We start from the raw sequence: 18,225 nt of genomic DNA, 5'->3' as shown, positions 1-18,225 counted from the left end.
CATCTGAAGCGCTTTCAAAACCCGTCAACCTTCACCTCCGCCTTTGTGTTTGATGCCGAATTTACGGCGCTATGGTCGTTTGTACCTCCCATGTGATCCCATTATAGCCGTTTCCCGCAGCAGGCCGTTAAAAGATTTTTTAGGTCCAGTTGTCTAAATTATAGGTTTGCATAGTTCGCTGATCTGTGGGAAAAATAACCAGAATCAGGATGCAAAGGAGAGATCCGAAGCGTGGATCAGACGTTGCAGGACCTCATATATAAATTCGAGGATAACGACGATTTCTTTTTACAACGGGATTTTTTCGCGGATCGGCCTGTCTACTTGATAGGTCTGAAATCGCTGATCGATATGACGCGCAGCCGTTCGTTCATGCATCAATATTTGGATCAAGCGATTTCCAACCATACCGCTCTTTCGGATGGGGCTCTCATGCAAATGTTAGGCGAAGTGCGGGGCATCAATCTGCAAGATATCGCCTCATCGGTGTATGATGGCAAACTTATTATTTATTTCGAGCAAGTACAGCAGTATGTCGTTGCTGAGCCCGTCCCCAATTTGCTAACGCGTTTATTTGATACCCCCACGAACGAAAATGTGCTGCAGGGCACGTCAAGCTCTTTCGTGGAGGACATTGATCATAATATCGGTATTGCCAGAAAACAATTCTCTTCGGAAAGTCTGCGAGTGAAATCGTTCTCCGTCGGACAGAATCAGCAGAAGAGGATCGCTTTGCTGTACGCCGATGGCCATGTCGATATGGCCTTGGTCGAGCAGATCATCGGGCAATTCGAGACCTATATTGACCATGATATCAATCATATCCAGGACTTATCACGTACGTTGGGGCTATCCCCCTGGAGCTCCGTTGCCAAATTTAAAACAACTGAGATGCCGCAAGAAGCCTCTCACTCCCTGAAGACAGGCAAAGTCGTGATTTTCGTAGACCGGATCCCCTTTGCGCTCATCCTTCCCAACCTGCTATGGGACATGTTCTGCCTGGACAACGATCATAATTATTCGCTTCCCCTAATGATCATTTTGCGTTCCTTACGCATCGTTGGCGTCTTAATGACCTTGATCGTCCCTGCTTTGTACGTCGCCCTTGTGGCTGTGAATCCTGAAGTGCTGCGCATCGAGATTGCGCTTACTGTCGCGCAAAGTCGTGAAGGTGTCCCGTACCCGGCGCTCGTGGAGATCATTCTGATCCTGCTCATTCTGGAGTTAATTATGGAAGCCAGCGTTCGGCTTCCCCGGAGTATCGGTCCGACGATTACGATGGTCGGCGGGATCATACTCGGCGAAGCGACCGTTGCCGCCAAATTGGTCAGCAATCTCCTCATTATTATTCTTGCTGCCACAACGATCGCGAACTCAACGGTCGTCGGATTTCAGAATTCACTCTCAATTCGGCTGTTTAAATATTTGCTGCTCATATTGGCTGCGATCTACGGCGTACTCGGCATTCTGGCAGGCGTCGTCATTATTTGCGCTTATCTGTCGAGCCTTAACACATTTGGAATCCCTTATACTTCCACGACACAGATGAAGGAGAGAGGCAATCATGGATAAAGCAATCATGGATAAAAGCCACTATGTCATGCTCATGTATCTTATCATGCATTTTGGGCTAATTTTTTTCATGTATCCGGAAAATATAATCGCCAGTACGGACGCCGTCCATTGGATCGCCATCCTGAGCGGGCTTGCTGTTCAGCTTATCTTCATTGCTGTCTATATGAAGGGGCTCAACTTTTTTCCCGGCAGGGATATCATCGATATATACAGCAGCACCGGCCTCGGAGTCTCCCTCCTTTTTTTACTGCCGATCGCTTTGTACTTCTTGATGGTCAATATCATTACCATTCGTGCCTATTCCGAAATTATTTCGATCGTTTTTTTATCCAACACACCGCTCTGGGCGATTATGATCTTACTGCTGCTCGTGGCGACTTATATTGCGGGTAAAGGCGTGGAAACGATCTTTCGCACGGGCTTGCTGCTAGGGCTGCTTTTTCTTCCCCTGATCCTGCTGATCTTCCTGGCTTCCTTTCAGAATGTCGACTGGAACTACGTCTTTCCGCTGTACGAGAACGATTTCTCATTTTGGACAAAACCGGACTATTATCAAAGCTTCTTTGCCTTTGCAGGCAGTTTTTTATTTCTTGGATTCGTCAGGCCCCATTTTCCTTATAAAGACAAAAAGGTTTACCTGACAGCTGCCGCTCTCATCCATTTTTTCGTTTTCTCGGTTTATGTGCCTGTTCTCACAGAACACGGCGGTCACCCTGCACTTCCCTTATGTGGTTGTAATCGACTCACTGCAAATTAATTGGCTGATTTTTGACCGGATTACGATGTTTTTCCTGTTTACTTTAATTACGTTCATTATGCTTTTTACCTCGTTAATCTTGTGGATGACAAGCCGTATCGTCAACTGCTGTAAACCTTCCATTAAGCAAATATATATTACACAAGGAATTGCGGTTGTCATTTATATTCTTTGCTTATTCGTTCCTGACTGGAAAAAAGTGGAGACTCTTTTTATATGGAATGCGCCTCTGAGGTTTTACTGCCTAATCGCCGTTCCGCTGTCTATCTATTATTTAGGGCTACGTTCGAGGAGAAAGATGCGTCATGAGCATGCTTAAATGGACCGGCCGGATCATCATGCTTCTAAGTATCATGGGGCTGCTCAGCGGATGCTGGGACAATAAGGACATCAACCACCGCACACTGCCGCTCATTATGGGGGTATCGCTGACGGATCATGAATATAAAATTATTATGCAGGTCCCGGAATTGATCCACGATTCCGTTGAAATTAAAATGATCAGTGAGACCGGCAAAACGATCAATCAAGCGATTGACAAAATCAGTGTAAACTTGGAAAAGCAAGTTGATTTGCTTCATATCAAGGTCATCATTTTGGAAAGGAAGCTCGCCGAGCGGGGGATGAAAGATGCGATTTCCGGCTTTATGCGTAGTGAGGAAATATCGGACAAGGCCTATATTGTGATTTGTGACGAAGATCTAAACGACTTTTTTAACCACTTGAACAAAACAATCGATCCCAAAGGGATGACACTTTATAATTTTTTCGAAAAAAATGCTGGCTGGAACCCGCAAATCTCTATATCCCCTATTTGGCAAGTGTACCGCAGCATTCACTCCTACACGCGTGACGTTGCGATTCCGATGATCAAAGCGGGGACAAGCACCATATGTGATTATACGGGTTCAGCCGTGATTAAGAATGGGAAAATGATCGAGCGCATCACTCCCGATGAAACCCTCTTGTTCAATGCCTTTAACGAACAGAGCACACAGGGAAAAATTGAAGTGATGGATCATGCCAGCGTTCTGATTGTCCACAATTCCTTAAAGCACACAACCAGCCTTACCAATAATAAGCCCTATATGCAAAGCCAGATGAAGTTGAAAGTCGTCATTCTGGAAACACGGGGAAATCCAACTTCGGCGGTCATTAAACAAGAGATTGATAAACTGCTCACGCTACGGTTTCAACAATTATTCAACAAAATTCAGAAAAGCAAAGCTGACATTCTCGGCATCGGGCAGCATTTCCGCAACAAAATTCCGCGACAGGAATTAGTTCGCTGGCGAACGGACTATTTCCCGAATCTGGAATTATCGCTCCGAATCGTAACGGATATCCAAAATGAAGGATATCTGAAAATAAGCGCGGACTAATTTACAGTCCACTAAAAGCGAGCTTGCTGCTCTGCACAGCCTCCAACCAAGCATCCGCGATCAGCTGATGGCCCGCGGCCGTGGGATGCACACCGTCGGCGATCCAATACGCAGCATCAGCGCGGGAACAAGCCGCTTCGAAACGCGCTTGCAGCGGCACCCATACCGCATCGTATTCAGCGGCTAATTGACGAGCAGTCGCTTGATAACCTGCAATCAGCGCCTTCCATTCATTCCATTTGGCCGCGGGCACTCCGCAGTTCAGAATAAACGGTTCCATGAGAATCAGACCGGTTTCTGGTAAATACGGCTTCGTCACCTGCAACAAATGGCGGTAAGCGCTCTCGAACCGGTCCGCTGCGCCGGTCGGCAGGTTGTCCATGATGCGCCAGGCATCGTTCACGCCGATCAGAATGCTGAGCCGCTTCGGCTGCAAATAGATGGCGTCCTCGTTCCAGCGCGCGTATAAATCAGATACGCGGTTGCCGCTGATTCCACGGTTCATGAACGCCGGCTGGGATTCCGCCAGCCGGTAGCCGAGCTCAGCGGCAATCAGATTGGGATAGCCGCGTCCAAGACTCCACACATCGTCGCGGTTACGACTGCAATCGGTAATCGAATCCCCTTGGAACAGGATTTCAACCGTATGTTCAACTTTCATAAACGAATCACCTAACCTCTCCATGATTTTAGAATGACTAGGAATATATTTGACAAAAGGCCCAAGTTCCCTCCAAAGATGGAGAGAACTTGAGCCTTTTTTATGAGCATTGGTTTAATTCGAGAAGCTCTGCTGCTGCCGCCAAGCCGCTCGCACATATCCGATAGCGCAAATAATGGAGACGATCACGATAATCGTCAATCCCCAGTAGATGTTGCTAAAGGCATGCGACAGCGCCAAATCTTTTTGCCAGACGAGGGCGCTGGCCGACATCGCGACACCGAAGGCGCCACTGAAAAATTGCAGCAGCTGGTATAGGCCGAGCCCGGAGCCGATCTGAGGAGCCGGCAGCAATCGCGACATTTCATTGGAGATGCTGCTGGTCAAGATCGTGAAGCTGATGCTCATGATGATATAGATGAACAAGATCGCGAGGAAGGACACGCCTTCGAACAACGCGAAGAGTACAACCGACGCCAGCAGGAACAGCGGAACGTACCGGATGATCGCGCTGTTGCCGCGCGAATCAATGATCCGCCCTGCCTGGCGGGACACCATCATAGCCAGGAACGAGCCTGGGAAAATAACAAATCCAGCTTGGATGGCGCTGAGACCGTATTGTTTAACCAAAATTTGCGGCATAAGAAACAGCGTCGCAAAGCTGCACAGGTACGCCGCGATACCTACCGCGCCTAGAATAAGAAAGGAACGGTTGCGGAATAATGCCGGCAGGACGAACGGATCTTTGGCCGTGCGGATGCGTACAATAAATAGAATAAGGGCAAGAACACCAGCCGCCAATGTGATCCAGGAATGATTCGTTAAGAACAGCAGCAGACCCGTCGTTCCCACAGCAAGAAAAATTGCGCCTGCTGCGTCAAAAGAGCCTTTGCGCAGCTCTTCTTTGGGAATGAGCTTCAGAAAGAACGGAACTAACAGGATCGTGATCGCAGTCACGACGAACAACAGGTGCCACCCTAGAAACTCGACGATCGCTCCGCCTACCACAGGTCCTAATCCGAGACCAAGCGAGACGGATGACATAATCAAGGCCATCGCTTTACCCCGGCGTTCAATAGGGATGTACCGCGACAAAAGCACTAGCGACAGCGCCGGGATCGAGCCTGCTCCGGACGCTTGCACGATCCGGACGATGAGCAGCATAACAAAATTGCTGCTGAACAGTCCGGCAATAGCTCCAAGGCTGAGCGACAACAGGCCGATGATGAACAGCCGGCGGATCGGGATAAAATCAGCTAAGCGGCTGTACGTAATCGACGAGATCGCAAAGACGATGGAGTAGCCCGTCACGATCCACGATGTGGAGGAAGCCGAGAGCTGGAATGCTTTGGCTACGTCCGGTAAAGCGAGATTAAACATCATCGTGTTCATAATCACGAGTACGATCGTTATGCCCAGCAGGAGGGTGACAACATCTTCTCTCATTGCGCCTTTATTTGGCGCATAGCTTTTTTCAGCATTGTTTTGCATAGGGATGTTTCGCCTCCGTGTTTTTAATTTCATTAGTTCGATAATCTTCGAACAATAGAATAATAACATGCTTTGTGTTATAATTCAATCAGGAAACTTAAAGAAGGAGGCCTAGGATATGAAGTTCCTATTTCATCCAGACCGCGCAGATATCCACTTGTCCACTGTTCTATATGCCTTAAGCGACCCTGTGCGCTTATTAATGGTTTCCGAGCTTCACCGTATAGGTGAAAGCGCTTGTGGCGATATTGAAGTCCCAGTCGTGAAGTCCACGCTGTCGCATCACACGCGCACGCTGCGCGAAGCCGGCGTTGTGAATGTTCGCTCTCAAGGAACGCTGCGGCTAGTCTCGCTAAGAACCGAAGATCTGGAAACTCGCTTTCCTGGGCTGCTGGCGGCTGTTCTTGATGCGTATGAAGCTTCCGACGAGAAGCAAAAGCTCCTGAATCCAGAGTCATGATTGACTCATTTGGCATAAAAATAAAGAGGCTGTCCCGCATGTAGATGTTGATCTACGATTGGGGACAACCTCTTTTTTACGTTCGGATAGACGTCTCTTCCGCGGGCATATTAATTAGAAGCAAAAGGCTTGATCGACGAATTAAAATGCGACATATCCACACCGCTCCATATATTCGGAACATTCACGGCTTCGGGATGATCAAAAACGAGGAACGCCGTCGGCAAGTATCGCATGCCGTAACTGCTTGATGGCTTGTTCACGACCTCGTTATCCTTGACGAGTACGGAGGATGAACCGCCATCCAGATTGGCAGCCGTTACAGCGCCTTGGGCCAGCAAAAGCTGCTGCGCTTCATACAACGTCGCACCGATGGAGTAGCCGGGCTGTCTGCCGTCGATGACGAGGAAGATGATCGTGCCGTCCTTCGTTTGCGCCATGCATGTGCGCGGGGCGATGCCCCAGCCGTCCGCTTCATTTTTAATTAACCCTTTGCCATTCACGATAAACTTAGGTTGGAATGTGACGGCGTCTTCCACACCCATCTTTACCAATTCAGATGGTTTGTAGCGCCCGGCCACCATAACGCCATCGCGGTCCAGGCCGACCACATTCACAGGATCCTCCATGCCGCCGTCACTATACAAGAGCTTGCCTCCCGACATGACGACCCCAATCGGCCGAAAACCGTTGCCATCATAGTTCGGATCGTCAAAGGCGCCGCCATTCACACCGGCAATCGCGCCTGTCCGCTGAACCATGCTGAGGATCTGCTCTCCTTGCCCTTGCAAGCTCGTCGTGACCACTCGAATCATTTTGGGATTATGAACAAACATCATATAGCCTTTAAAATTTTTCCCGGTCACAGGCTCAACCGTGACGGCGTTATTGGCGGTACTGGTATCTGGACTCACATCGTGGTCATCCTTCACCAATCCCATGTTGTCAAATTGTTTCGCGTAGTCCGCTGTGCGCCGGTCCAGCTCGCTCTGTCCGATCAAATATTTCGCATAGTCGCGATGCTGCGACGTAATGATCGTATCGGCAAGCATATACCGCCAATTCGTACCGGACGGCGTGAAATAAAACCAGCCGAGAAACAGACCTCCCAACAGGACGAAACATAGAGCCAAGAGGCCCAGTTTAGATTTGCGCTTTCGCTTTATGACAGGCTTGGCCCCTGTTTGCCGAGCTAATGGATAGCTTTGTAAGTCACTCATTGTCTACACCTCTTTATGTTCTGCAAGCGATCCTAAACATTCTAAAACACAATCCTTAAGAAAGAATGAAAAAGCCAATGCCAATAGGTGCCAACGATTTGCAACAAAAAAATACAGCTCTCTCATCGCCTGAGAAAACTGTACTTTACTTTGTTCATCAATATTTTCGTGTAGAAATATCCCGTTTCGCGGTGTGTGCGATAACCCGGATTTCCATATTCTGCGACAACACTTCTTCGAATCCTTGTCTCCGCTCAATCGCCGGCGCCGATCCCTCGGTGCCCTGCAGCTCCACAATCTTCACTTCCCCGCCTTAGGGCTGTTTGTGACTGGGACATCTAACGCTACAAAAGAAAGCGTCCACCCCATGCAGCCATGAAGTGAACACCTGATCATTTCTTGCTCGACCAAAATCTAAACCTCAATTCTAAATAAATCCTCTATGTCCCGCCCGAGCACATCACTTAACTTGCGAGCTGTTGCAGGACCCACGGACTTGAGGGACCGTTCCAGCAAACTGATGTACGAATGGCTTAAACCCGTGTGTTTCGCCAAATCTCTTTGTGAGTATCCCTTAATGATGCGTGCTTTGATGAAAACATCGGTTCTAGCCATAATTCTCATTTTGCTGCAGCTCCCTTCAATGTTCACTTTTGTAAACATGAGACAACACTTATAGAAAGGAAATACAAGACCTGCTTGTATGTTGTATCCCCCGAAAAGCCTGTTCTCATGCCGTTCCCCATTCTGTAATTATATCACTTAATTTTACTTATGCAACCATTTTTGTTTACCTAAGTATAAAACAATAAAAAAACCCAAAAATTTATTCACTTGATTTTATCCTCCTCTGTAGTTGAAAAAAGGCAGCCGATGGCTGCCTTCATGCGTAATGATGCAGCTATCTTTCTTGTTACGCCCACTTTATTCTATTCCACAATTCTAACAAAAATTGGAGACGGTCGGATTGAGAAGAGCTGTTTTCGATTTATTCGCGAACATATATTCGAATTCCTGTCTCTGGGTTATAATAAACTCGCTGCTTTTCATGCGTAACGGGATCTACACTAACTTCCTCCGTGCGGATAAACCCCTTGGGAATATCCCCGGATTTTCTTTTTTTGTAGCGTTTGTCATAGATTAGCACAGATAAAATAATGATCACCAGAACAATAACGAACTGAACGCCATAATAACCTAGGATCCAGTTCATTCTCTCTCTTTTTCAATCACTACGGCGGTGCCGTATGCTACAATTTCACCCATCGTTTTCCCAATTTCCCCCGAATCAAAGCGGACCATCACAATAGCGTTCGCGCCCATTGCCTGAGCATTTTGCACCAAGCGGTCCATGGATTCTTTTCTGAGATCTTCTAGCAACGTTGTGAACTGTTTGATTTCGCCTCCCACCAAACCTTTGAATCCTGCTATGATGTCAGCGCCAAGCCCGCGACTCCTAACAATCAGTCCAAAGCACATCCCTTTGACTTCTTTGACTTTATATCCCGGAATACTTTCAGTCGTAACGACGATCATGTATATACTCTCCTTTAAAATTTTCCATTATTGTAACTCAACAATCCTGAATTTATGAATAAGCATTATTGCCCTGAACTCTGTTACTTTAAAGAAAAAGGGATCAGTTGCCGGCCATGGCGGTCTGTTCCCTAGAATTTTTTATGAGTTCACTTGCATTGGTGTATGACTTAAGTTTGAGGAAAGTAAAAATTTTATTATTTTATATTTCTTACATCTGCATTCGTATTAGGAAGGAGGTGCAAGTAATCGAACTGCACGACACATCCGTCACCAACTGGACTCTGCGCAACTACACCGACTTTTAAACTTTGGATATTATTCATCCCAAAATACCGCACTAATGCCCATTCATTACCATCTAGAGAATAATGAAAAGCTATACAATTATCGTATCGAGATACCCTTAAGAAGGGGTTTGTATGCCCGACATAGTCACCGATACAATCATCTGAAATATCTTTAGTTACAACACTAATAATAGAAGGTCGACCTCTGAAATTCTCATAACATAACTTGGCCCAGTTATTCTCGTCTGCCATTACCATCAGGCACCCGGAGTCATTCCGGTCGCGTATGTCTACGCTGACCCGCGTGGTTAAAATAAAATTTTCATTTGTTGTCGTATATAGGAATGGAGCGGAATTTTTTCTACTTTCCTGTGTTGGGTTATGGAAAAAGTCAGCACGAGGAGGCGCGGTAATCTGAAGTGAATGTTGTTCGGAAAATTCCCATTCATGTGGTTCATTCATCCATTTAAGAGAACCATTTAGTCTCTTCCCCACGCAGTTATTAAAAAGACTCATACCAAACCATCGCCACCCATTCATATAGTATATTTAACATAGTGTATTTCTAGTGTGATTATAACAGAGGGAGAGCGATTTTGTTCCTGTTCGTTTAACCATAAAAATACTACGGAATTTGAGCCATACTTGAGCGTTTCCATACAGACTTTGTGAAGGCAACCCGAAATCCTGATCTCTGCAAATTTCGAAATGCAGTTGTACCAAACTCACATTGAGCAACAATCAGATTGCACCCTCTTGTTTTGGCATCTAGTAAGGGTCTTTGCAACATGGATTGCTGTAAACCATTCCCCCTAAAACACGCTCCATCCAAACGGTATCATGGAAAAAGCCGGATACAAGACGCCTTTGCATCTCCTGTGTCATCAACAAATAGGCACGCTGAAATACGGCCCGATGGTCTCCAGATTCCTGGAAAACATGAAGCCGCTGCCTCATCACATCGATGACGTGATTCATGGTTTGCACCTGCTCAACTTGATTGCGTACGAATTCCATGGTACTCCTCCCCGAGGCTCGGTCGATGCTAATAAAACAAACAGCACCATAATATTCGTATGCTAGAAATCAACATTTATTGCGTGCCTCAGTGAGCTTAATAAGTATTAGACTGGCTTGGAAACAGAAACAGCGGTAGCCTTGGACTGATAAATAAAATCCTATATTGCCGCTTAGTTGGGAACTCTTTTGTGTCACATGAACCGGACAACTTAGGCCGAATATGATATGTTACTGTGACATTTCTCACAGCCGTTTCCTCACGGGATTGGTAACGTAAACAGGGAAGTTAAAATAAGGAGTTGAACTGACTGTGAAAAAAGAAATTACCATCCATTTCAAAGTCATCCATCATGACAGAACTTCTTTGCTGAGAGGCATTATTCTCTTAGAGGAAAATCAGAAACCGACCTTGGCGGACTTTCAGCAATGTCTCACGGATTGCGGTCATGAGGTTGTACTCATCGACAAAGAGCATGTTATCTTTAAAGCTTCTAAGCCGGGAGAAGACTATCTGATTCATGTTCTGGATGAGGAAGAAAACGGCCTTCGGGATGTTATTATAGAAAATTTAGCAAAAAACTTGCTGAAAACAAAATTTTGATCTTTCTGACTAAATCTTAACTGAAATTTGGTATGGGAGATTGAAGATATCCACATGTTCGTTTTAGATATTAAAGGAGGTGTTCTAGAATGAAAAAGAGTTCTGTACAGCTTCAAGAAAAGCATGTAATAGTTCCCGAGAATCCCGTTTCCCGATTTTTACTTAGCGATACCCGGGCAGCTTGGATCTGGTTGGTAATCCGTTTGTATGTCGGATATGAATGGATCCTGGCGGGGTGGCACAAAATCACCGCCGACACATGGGTAGGAGCCAAAAGCGGAGTTGCCCTTGAAAGCTTTGTCAAAGGCTCTTTGACGAAAGCCGAGAGCGGTAAGGATGTTAGCTGGTGGTACGCGACCTTTCTACAAGATGTCGTCCTTACCCACTCCAAATTGTTTGCTTACATGGTGGCCTATGGAGAAGTATTGGTAGGACTCGGTTTAATCCTTGGCCTTCTTACCGGAATTGCAGCATTTTTTGGTGGAATGATGAATGCCAGTTATTTGTTTGCCGGCACTTTAAGTAGCAATCCACTACTCTTTGTTTTAACGACCTGGCTCGTGCTAGCATGGAAAATTGCCGGTTGGTATGGGCTTGACCGCTGGGCACTGCGATATTTGGGTACACCATGGCACAGCAAAAGCTCGTCAGCAAGTATAAATCAGTAGAACAACTATAAGCTGAGAGTATCCGGATCAATACGACAGCGAAGAATAGACATTGCTAATTATGCGGTCAATCTCTTGTATCCACTGGAAAGAAGCTGACCTCGTTTGCGAGATCAGCTTCTTTATCGTTTAACTCTCATACTATATTTACAGCACGGGCAGCTAAAACAGCAAGGATGACCAAAGATATAGCAGCTTGAGTCATCATTAGCAACTTTGCGCGCCCCGACATCACTAATGTGTCGGTTGGACTGAATGCTGTATTCGTATTAAAAGCTAAAAATAAATAATCGAAAAAGCTTGGCTTCCAATCTGTCCATCCTTCCGTCATTTGCGGGAAAAGAAAATCTGGTGACTGGGTGTACCCTGTGTGACGACGAATCGGCCCCCCTTGATCAACTTCCCAGTACCAAATTGTAAAAACAATAATGTTTGCAACCCACAAGAGAGCCGCATTTCGAAACAAACTCGATGCAACAGCTAAATGGGCAAACAAAGTATGAATCAAGAATATTACACTGCTTATAAGCCCTAATGTCATGATGCTGATTATGATAAAAGTAAAAAATCGAGTAAACGCATGATGGCCTCTAGCCACAGTATAAACTAGCGGCACCAGGAAAAAAAACGAAAGTGCGGGAATAATCCAACTCGGACCAACCGTTAACATCTCAGGTAAAGAAGCAAGCATAACACCGATGATGAGTATTGCGATTAGAAAAGACCATCGAGGAATCCGGATGTTCTTGGGTATCTCATGCATCGATATTGAGATTTTCTTCATGTTAGAACCCCCATTATTAAAACAATTCCAATGTCGTAGCCGTTTCTTTTTCAAGATAAAGATTTTTCTCGCCCTCATCGTACATCCTTACAACAGCTGGCGATAGGAAGACTAACTTGTTACCTCCGTCATACCTTTGTGGCCTGCAGCGAGAACGTGAGTGGAATATTATTGGTAGCGTCGTTCCATCTCCACCGTCCATCCTCGCCCTGCGCCATGAACGGGAAACGCCGGTTGCCACCATGAGAAAACTCATGGAGATAGTCCAAACGCAGACCAGCACCAATCAGAGCATTCAGGATATCGCTGAAACTGTAGCTCCAGACATATTCAACAGTCCGCTGGTCGGTCGCTGGATCAGAATATGGCAGGAGGCCCTCGATCTTAAGTGGTTGCTCCGTATGAAAGTAAGGGTAACGTGTGTGCAAATCCGTCACATCTGCAGCATCATCAAAGACATTGAGAAACGGATGCTCCTCCTGTAGGTACAAGACGCCACCTGGTTTGAGGAAATGCGCGATGATCTTCGCCCACCGATCAAGATCGGAGAGCCAAAACAAGACGCCGCCTGACGTAAAGACGATATCGAACGTATCTTCGAGTACCTGGGGCAGCCCGTAGATATCCGAACAGAGAAAACGCGCATTTAGCCCTGTTTCCTGGCTCAACCGCTCAGCGATTGCAATCGCATCCTCGGAAAAATCTACGCCAGTAACGTGCGCACCGAGACGAGCCAAGGAGAGCGTATCCAAACCAAAGTGACACTGGAGGTGTAGCAACGACTTACCCGGCAAATCACGCAGTTCCTCATGCTCAATCGGGGTTAGGGTGGATTTACCTGCCTTTAGCCCCTCGATATCGTATCTGGCTGCACTAGCGGCATTGACTGCAGTGCGGGCGTTCCAATGCACGCGGTTACTCTTCGTATAATCAGTCAGGTTATTCACCTCGTCTCTCAAAGTGTAGGCAGCTGAGACTCGGGAAATAGTTTTAGCCGCCGCTGTCTCTTATAAATAATGCATGGTTACTTCACTTCTGACAAAAAGTCTTGCATTGACTCCTGTTTGCCCAATACCTTTAGATATGTAGTAAGCCCCAAATTGATATTTATGTAATCCCTTATAAATCCCCATTCTAGGCAGCTTACCTGCGTTTTTGATATGAAAGAAAAATGGAATATTGAATTGTTTACCGTGGAGATGTCCGGCCATTAAATAGTCAAAGTTTTTATTTAGATGCAGTACTACGTTAGGATCGTGGGTAATTATGAGCTTAGTTCTACGAACATCAACAGCTTTAAAAGCTGCTTCAATGTCACTCTTACCTGAATCGAAATCATCAATTCCAATTAATTCAAATCGTTCTAAATGCAGTGACTCGTTTCTCAACAAATGAAGCCCATATTTTCTTAGAAGCTTGACAATATCTATGACATTTTTCTGCTGATAATCATGGTTTCCAAGAACACAATATATAGGCACGTTACAAATAGTCATAGCTCTTAAGTACTCTTCTAGTCTAGGAAGACTTTTTCGGTATTTGGTAAAATCACCAGTAATAAATATATAATCGGGTTTTTCATCATTAATGATAGCGGCTATTCTGGATGGACTAATTCTTAATCTTTCAACATGCAAATCACTTATTTGCAGGATTCTCACATTTAAATTAAGAGCATATTTTACTCGCTCAATTTTTAGCCATTGTGTTGGTAAGATAAAGATTAAATAGCAAATAAATAGAACTAAGAATAAGTAAAGACAGTTCAATAAATTTCCTTCCAAAAGCATCCTCCTCACCAAAATGGAATACCTTCAAACCCGTCATCTAATTTTGCCAACAGGCACTTCGAATTGTGCTTCTGGGATCCAGCTCTGGCGGTAAAAGTCGCGGCCTTTTATCTTCACCTTGTCTGGATATACCTCTACGTAAAGTCCTTGACTTTCGTCCGGCCCCATTTCCACTTCACCACCGCTGCCGTTATCTGTCCAGAGTTGTTCGGTCGAAGCTGAATTTACCATCGTAAACGTGTCCCGTACGAATGTTTCCGGAAGCTTCAGCTCCCAATGTGTATGGCCGGAAAAGAAGATGATCTGCGGGAATTGTGAAAATATCTTCCGCAGCTCCTCGTTCTGAATGACAGCCCGGTTGTTCGTGCAGCATAATCGCGTACCCGCCACAGTATTCGGCAGAGGCTGATGCAAAAATACGAAAATCGGCTTCTGTCCATCCGCTTTGGCGCTCAGCTGCAGCTTGGCCTGTAGCCAGTCCAACTGCTCTTTGGATAGATATGCATCCTCTAAGTTCGCCGGATCGGATTGCCGATAATGCTCCATCCCTAGAAAAATAAACGAGTAACCGTTGATCTCTCGATCATAAAAAACATGATGCTCTCCTGTCAACTGGAGGAAGCGATCAATCGAGGCTTGTTCCGTCTCGCCGTTCGGAAATGTCTCCGAGCTCCACGCCCTATTATCGTCAAACCAGGCTTCATAAAACTCATGATTGCCAATTGCGTATTCTACTCGATCCGGGTGCGGATTCGATACTAGGATCTGAGCTAATTTTCTATAATCCGCCGGCATACCATTCGTCATATCGCCATTGATCACGAGCGTATCCGCATGCGGGTTAATCTGATCCAAATCCTGCAGTGCGGCTGCGAACTTGCGCTTGGATTGCTCGTCCCAGGACTGCACATGAATGTCGCTGAGCACTGGGAAACTAAGCAAAGGCTGGTTTTCCCCGCTTTTGTTCAAGGAATTGGCCTCATCCGACGGAAGCTGAGCACCATTTTCCAAGACGTAAGAAGACTTATTTTCCGAAAAACCGTCTCTGACGACGTAATTCCCATACTGTGAAACCGTCTCGGCCGATGAGGAATACACGCTTACCGCAAGCATCAATACCGATTATCCCAAAGTCTTCCATCCCGTTGTCAAATGGTCCACACTCCTCAACCAACAGTAGTAAAATCCCTCACGAAGACCTTAACTGTTGAGTGTAAACAGAATGTTCGAGCCATCTTAAACTTATACGAACGCTCTGGGCCCCCTAAACAATCTCTTTATGGCATTTGACAAGATGTGACTCGGTGCGTCGAATATGATGCGCATACCATGCAGGTCGGAGCTCTTTCTTTCAGCCAGATCAATGAGAAAAAGGCAGCCATCTGGCTGCCTTCATGTGTTGATCTTCGACTAACGTTTCCGATAGCTTAATATGGCTACAGGAATATAAACGCGGTTGTTATCTTAAAAGATTGTAGGCACCATGCCCCCGTCCATCCGGATTGGAGAACCTTTAAATGCGGTTGCATAAGGACTGCATAAGAATGCTGCCAGCCTACCTATTTCAAAAGGCCTGATAAACCGCTGTATTTCCGATTGGGGCAGGTTTGCAGCCATAAATTTTTTCTCTTTTTCTGAAAATGTCATATCATCAGGATACAAACTATCAATGATTTGATATACATGTTCCGAAAGCGTTGGCCCTGGCATGATCGTATTGGAAGTGACATCCGTTCCTTTCGTTCGTTTAGACAAGCTCTTGGACAGTGACAATAACATGGATTTAGTCATACCATACTGAGGCATTTGCCCTGAAGGCATAACCGCTTCCTCACTTGCGATAAAGATGATTCGTCCGTCGTTGTTTTTCAACATCTTAGGCAAATAAAATTTAGATAAGCCATTAGCGGCAAGAACGTTCGTTCGGAAGTATTTTTCCCATACCTCATCGTCAACATCCTCGTACGACATGATTTCATAAATCCCCATATTGTTAACCAGAATATCGACATCGGGATATTGCTCGAATAGAGCTTCTCTTTGCTGCCTATCGACAATATCGGCTGCAGCATTTTGAGGGGAGGTAGACGGGAAATCGGACTTCAATTCATTTACCGTTCGTTCTACCTCCTCGTGATTTCGTCCATTCACGAGGACATGGACGCCTTCTCTGGCGAGTTCAATGGCAATCGCTTTCCCTATACCTTTCGTCGACCCTGTTACTAAAGCGGTTTTGTTACTTAATCCCATATCCATAACTTATGTCTCCTTTTGTTGTCATTCACTGTACTCCGGATAGAGATCATCTTACTTTATTCGGATCGTTCGGTAACTAGCGTGCAACGCCAAATCTCTTGTTTAACCCGCCAAATAAGGAAGCCCGAAAATGAAAGCACTTTTGTAAGCGTGTTAGGCTGGAATGCTATGACGGCGGGTTTACCGCAAAATATTCGGAACGCCAATTTGAAGGCGTATCGCCTTCCCAAAGGCGAAAGGCACGGTAAAACGAGTTCTGGTCCTCATATCCAATTAAGAAAGCCACTTCTTTAATTTCGAGCTTGGGGTCAGCCAAGCATTCTCGTGCCTGTTCATGCCGTGCCTGTGTCAACAACTGCTTGAAAGTTGTTCCTTCGTCAGTAAGACGGCGCTGCAGGGTTCGATCACTCATGCCTAGCTCACTTGCCACAGTCCGAATATCCAGGCGCCCTCCACTCAAGCTGCGCTTCAAAATCCACTTCACCATCTCGGGGAGGGAACGGCTGCACTGTTCATCCAACGATCGATCCAATGCGGGAGTCAGGATCTCCAGAAGCTCTTTGTTATATGAAATAAAGGGGCGGTCCAGATCTCTCCGATGCAGCGTCAATCGGTTAACGGTTGCACCCAGCCGGATAGGGCACCCGAAGTAAGCTTCGAGGACCGATACATCGCCTATCGAGAGAGACAATTCCACAGATCGTGCAACTAAAGGCCGGCCCGTGCCCCGTCGCCCAAGCTCTAGAAGAAAAGCCAGCGTGGCGCCAACCAACACTGGCGGTCCGGATTGCTCGTTATGCATCCATTCCAATTCGATTGTACAGCGTTCGCCCTCTTCCTTTATACGCAAGCGTTCTGGAGGGCACAGTTGTTTGTAACGAACCATTCGGTTCAGAGCGTCACGATAGTCACGAGCATGGTAGGTCGCCAAGACGGTCGGTGGGTACTGTGTCGCTTCAAAGACGGTTACAAGCCGAACGATGGCGGTGGCAATATCACCACCGAGCTCGGAGTAGGCTTGCCAGATTCTGAAATATTGGGCGGCGGTGACCGCCTCTGATTCTGTTATGGTGAGCGGCAGCTCCGCTTTACGAGCTACTTCGTGTGGGACAATGCCTAATTGTTGTACTCCCGCCCAAAATCCCGGCGGAAATTTTATATGGTCAGGTTTCATTACATATGAATCTCCTTTAGTTGTTTACCTATTCGTGTGATTATTTTAGAGGAACGATCGAGTAACTATCCTAATTTCACACGATCGTCCACTGACATTGACCAGCTATTCGCATATACTCAAAAAGCCATAGTCAGTAAACTAGACGATGGCTTTTGGGGACTTTTATGTATCTTTCTAATTAAAATTCACATTAAAAAGCCTTTCATGAGATCATCTCATGAAAGGCTTTTCCCTATGCTTGGCAACGTTCTACTCTCCCAGAACCCTTCGGTTCAAGTACCATCGACGCTGGAGGGCTTAACGGTCGTGTTCGAGATGGGAACGCGTGGATCCCCTCCGCCATCATCACCAAACGTGATGCTTCTGCCAGGAAACATCTTTACTTATTCAGAGCGTCTTGCACCCTGAAAACTAGATACGAAACTTGCGTAAAGTGTGTTGCTTCTTTGAGTAAGAAGCAACTCTGAGAGACTTTGAACTCCGTTCAAAGATCCCTCTATTAGGTTAAGCCCTCGACCGATTAGTATTCGTCAGCTCCATACATTGCTGCACTTCCA

The 18,225-nt window shown here is 46.1% G+C and carries 21 protein-coding genes and 1 rRNA gene; 6 read left to right on the top strand and 16 right to left on the bottom strand.

Annotation, left to right across the window (positions count from 1 at the left end):
- The first annotated feature begins 231 nt into the window (after positions 1–231).
- The 3 genes from O9139_RS17575 to O9139_RS17565 all read left to right on the top strand — a co-directional run bounded on the left by O9139_RS17575 (position 232) and on the right by O9139_RS17565 (position 3,714).
- Complete coding sequence (locus O9139_RS17575) at positions 232–1,572, top strand: spore germination protein (RefSeq protein WP_270880775.1); 1,341 nt, start codon at positions 232–234, stop codon at positions 1,570–1,572.
- Positions 1,565–2,332: a GerAB/ArcD/ProY family transporter gene (locus O9139_RS17570; RefSeq protein WP_270880774.1), complete on the top strand. Its 768-nt coding sequence runs from the start codon at positions 1,565–1,567 to the stop codon at positions 2,330–2,332. Before O9139_RS17575 ends, O9139_RS17570 begins: the two co-directional genes overlap by 8 nt.
- A gap of 305 nt (positions 2,333–2,637) precedes the next feature.
- The gene (locus O9139_RS17565; protein WP_270880773.1) at positions 2,638–3,714 is read left to right on the top strand and encodes a Ger(x)C family spore germination protein; all 1,077 of its coding nucleotides are present in this window, start codon (positions 2,638–2,640) and stop codon (positions 3,712–3,714) included.
- 1 nt (position 3,715) lies between these two features.
- On the opposite strand, the gene O9139_RS17560 is transcribed toward O9139_RS17565, so the two are convergent.
- The gene (locus tag O9139_RS17560; RefSeq protein WP_270880772.1) at positions 3,716–4,375 is read right to left on the bottom strand and encodes an SGNH/GDSL hydrolase family protein; all 660 of its coding nucleotides are present in this window, start codon (positions 4,373–4,375) and stop codon (positions 3,716–3,718) included.
- A 114-nt stretch (positions 4,376–4,489) separates the two neighbouring features.
- On the bottom strand, positions 4,490–5,866 hold the full coding sequence (locus O9139_RS17555) for an MFS transporter (RefSeq protein ID WP_270880771.1): 1,377 nt from the start codon (positions 5,864–5,866) through the stop codon (positions 4,490–4,492).
- A gap of 118 nt (positions 5,867–5,984) precedes the next feature.
- On the opposite strand from O9139_RS17555, the gene O9139_RS17550 reads away from it, so the two are divergent.
- On the top strand, positions 5,985–6,326 hold the full coding sequence (locus O9139_RS17550) for an ArsR/SmtB family transcription factor (RefSeq protein WP_270880770.1): 342 nt from the start codon (positions 5,985–5,987) through the stop codon (positions 6,324–6,326).
- A 110-nt stretch (positions 6,327–6,436) separates the two neighbouring features.
- Here O9139_RS17550 and O9139_RS17545 read toward each other — a convergent pair whose 3' ends face one another.
- The 7 genes from O9139_RS17545 to O9139_RS17515 all read right to left on the bottom strand — a co-directional run bounded on the left by O9139_RS17545 (position 6,437) and on the right by O9139_RS17515 (position 10,389).
- Positions 6,437–7,546, bottom strand: a complete 1,110-nt coding sequence (locus tag O9139_RS17545; RefSeq protein WP_270880769.1) for a phosphodiester glycosidase family protein — start codon at positions 7,544–7,546, stop codon at positions 6,437–6,439.
- Between the two features lie 157 nt (positions 7,547–7,703).
- Positions 7,704–7,850 (bottom strand): hypothetical protein, encoded by a 147-nt coding sequence (locus O9139_RS17540; protein WP_270880768.1) that lies wholly within the window; start codon positions 7,848–7,850, stop codon positions 7,704–7,706.
- Positions 7,851–7,960: 110 nt separating this feature from the next.
- Positions 7,961–8,161, bottom strand: a complete 201-nt coding sequence (locus O9139_RS17535; RefSeq protein ID WP_270880845.1) for a helix-turn-helix domain-containing protein — start codon at positions 8,159–8,161, stop codon at positions 7,961–7,963.
- A gap of 373 nt (positions 8,162–8,534) precedes the next feature.
- Positions 8,535–8,759, bottom strand: a complete 225-nt coding sequence (locus tag O9139_RS17530; RefSeq protein ID WP_270880767.1) for a hypothetical protein — start codon at positions 8,757–8,759, stop codon at positions 8,535–8,537.
- On the bottom strand, positions 8,756–9,082 hold the full coding sequence (locus O9139_RS17525; RefSeq protein ID WP_270880766.1) for a heavy metal-binding domain-containing protein: 327 nt from the start codon (positions 9,080–9,082) through the stop codon (positions 8,756–8,758). The genes O9139_RS17530 and O9139_RS17525 overlap by 4 nt, the downstream gene beginning before the upstream one ends.
- Positions 9,083–9,279: 197 nt before the next feature.
- Positions 9,280–9,888 (bottom strand): DUF1349 domain-containing protein, encoded by a 609-nt coding sequence (locus O9139_RS17520; RefSeq protein WP_270880765.1) that lies wholly within the window; start codon positions 9,886–9,888, stop codon positions 9,280–9,282.
- A gap of 252 nt (positions 9,889–10,140) precedes the next feature.
- Positions 10,141–10,389: a DUF5995 family protein gene (locus tag O9139_RS17515; protein ID WP_270880764.1), complete on the bottom strand. Its 249-nt coding sequence runs from the start codon at positions 10,387–10,389 to the stop codon at positions 10,141–10,143.
- Between the two features lie 313 nt (positions 10,390–10,702).
- Here O9139_RS17515 and O9139_RS17510 point away from each other — a divergent pair, with 313 nt between their 5' ends.
- Together O9139_RS17510 and O9139_RS17505 are read left to right on the top strand one after the other, a co-directional pair.
- On the top strand, positions 10,703–10,993 hold the full coding sequence (locus O9139_RS17510) for a hypothetical protein (protein WP_270880763.1): 291 nt from the start codon (positions 10,703–10,705) through the stop codon (positions 10,991–10,993).
- Between the two features lie 89 nt (positions 10,994–11,082).
- Positions 11,083–11,661, top strand: coding sequence for a DoxX family membrane protein (locus tag O9139_RS17505; protein WP_270880762.1), 579 nt, complete (start codon positions 11,083–11,085; stop codon positions 11,659–11,661).
- 136 nt (positions 11,662–11,797) lie between these two features.
- On the opposite strand, the gene O9139_RS17500 is transcribed toward O9139_RS17505, so the two are convergent.
- The 7 genes from O9139_RS17500 to rrf all read right to left on the bottom strand — a co-directional run bounded on the left by O9139_RS17500 (position 11,798) and on the right by rrf (position 18,021).
- Entirely contained in the window at positions 11,798–12,445 is a 648-nt protein-coding gene (locus O9139_RS17500; RefSeq protein WP_270880761.1) for a DUF1345 domain-containing protein, read from the bottom strand.
- Positions 12,446–12,573: 128 nt separating this feature from the next.
- The gene (locus O9139_RS17495; protein ID WP_270880760.1) at positions 12,574–13,392 is read right to left on the bottom strand and encodes a class I SAM-dependent methyltransferase; all 819 of its coding nucleotides are present in this window, start codon (positions 13,390–13,392) and stop codon (positions 12,574–12,576) included.
- A 60-nt stretch (positions 13,393–13,452) separates the two neighbouring features.
- Positions 13,453–14,229 carry a metallophosphoesterase gene (locus O9139_RS17490; protein ID WP_270880759.1) on the bottom strand — a complete coding sequence of 259 codons (777 nt, stop codon included), beginning with the start codon at positions 14,227–14,229 and terminating at the stop codon, positions 13,453–13,455.
- A gap of 39 nt (positions 14,230–14,268) precedes the next feature.
- A complete protein-coding gene (locus O9139_RS17485) occupies positions 14,269–15,348 on the bottom strand; it encodes a metallophosphoesterase family protein (protein ID WP_270880758.1) in 1,080 nt (359 codons plus the stop codon).
- Between the two features lie 351 nt (positions 15,349–15,699).
- Positions 15,700–16,491, bottom strand: coding sequence for an SDR family NAD(P)-dependent oxidoreductase (locus tag O9139_RS17480; protein ID WP_270880757.1), 792 nt, complete (start codon positions 16,489–16,491; stop codon positions 15,700–15,702).
- A gap of 166 nt (positions 16,492–16,657) precedes the next feature.
- Positions 16,658–17,665 carry an AraC family transcriptional regulator gene (locus O9139_RS17475; RefSeq protein ID WP_270880756.1) on the bottom strand — a complete coding sequence of 336 codons (1,008 nt, stop codon included), beginning with the start codon at positions 17,663–17,665 and terminating at the stop codon, positions 16,658–16,660.
- Positions 17,666–17,904: 239 nt separating this feature from the next.
- Positions 17,905–18,021 (bottom strand): 5S ribosomal RNA (gene rrf, locus O9139_RS17470).
- Between the last annotated feature and the right edge of the window lie 204 nt (positions 18,022–18,225).

The organism is Paenibacillus aestuarii, assembly GCF_027789125.1.
GTDB lineage: Bacteria > Bacillota > Bacilli > Paenibacillales > NBRC-103111 > Paenibacillus_E > Paenibacillus_E aestuarii.
Note: the sequence above shows the minus strand (reverse complement) of the source record. Positions and strands in the feature narration are given on the sequence as shown.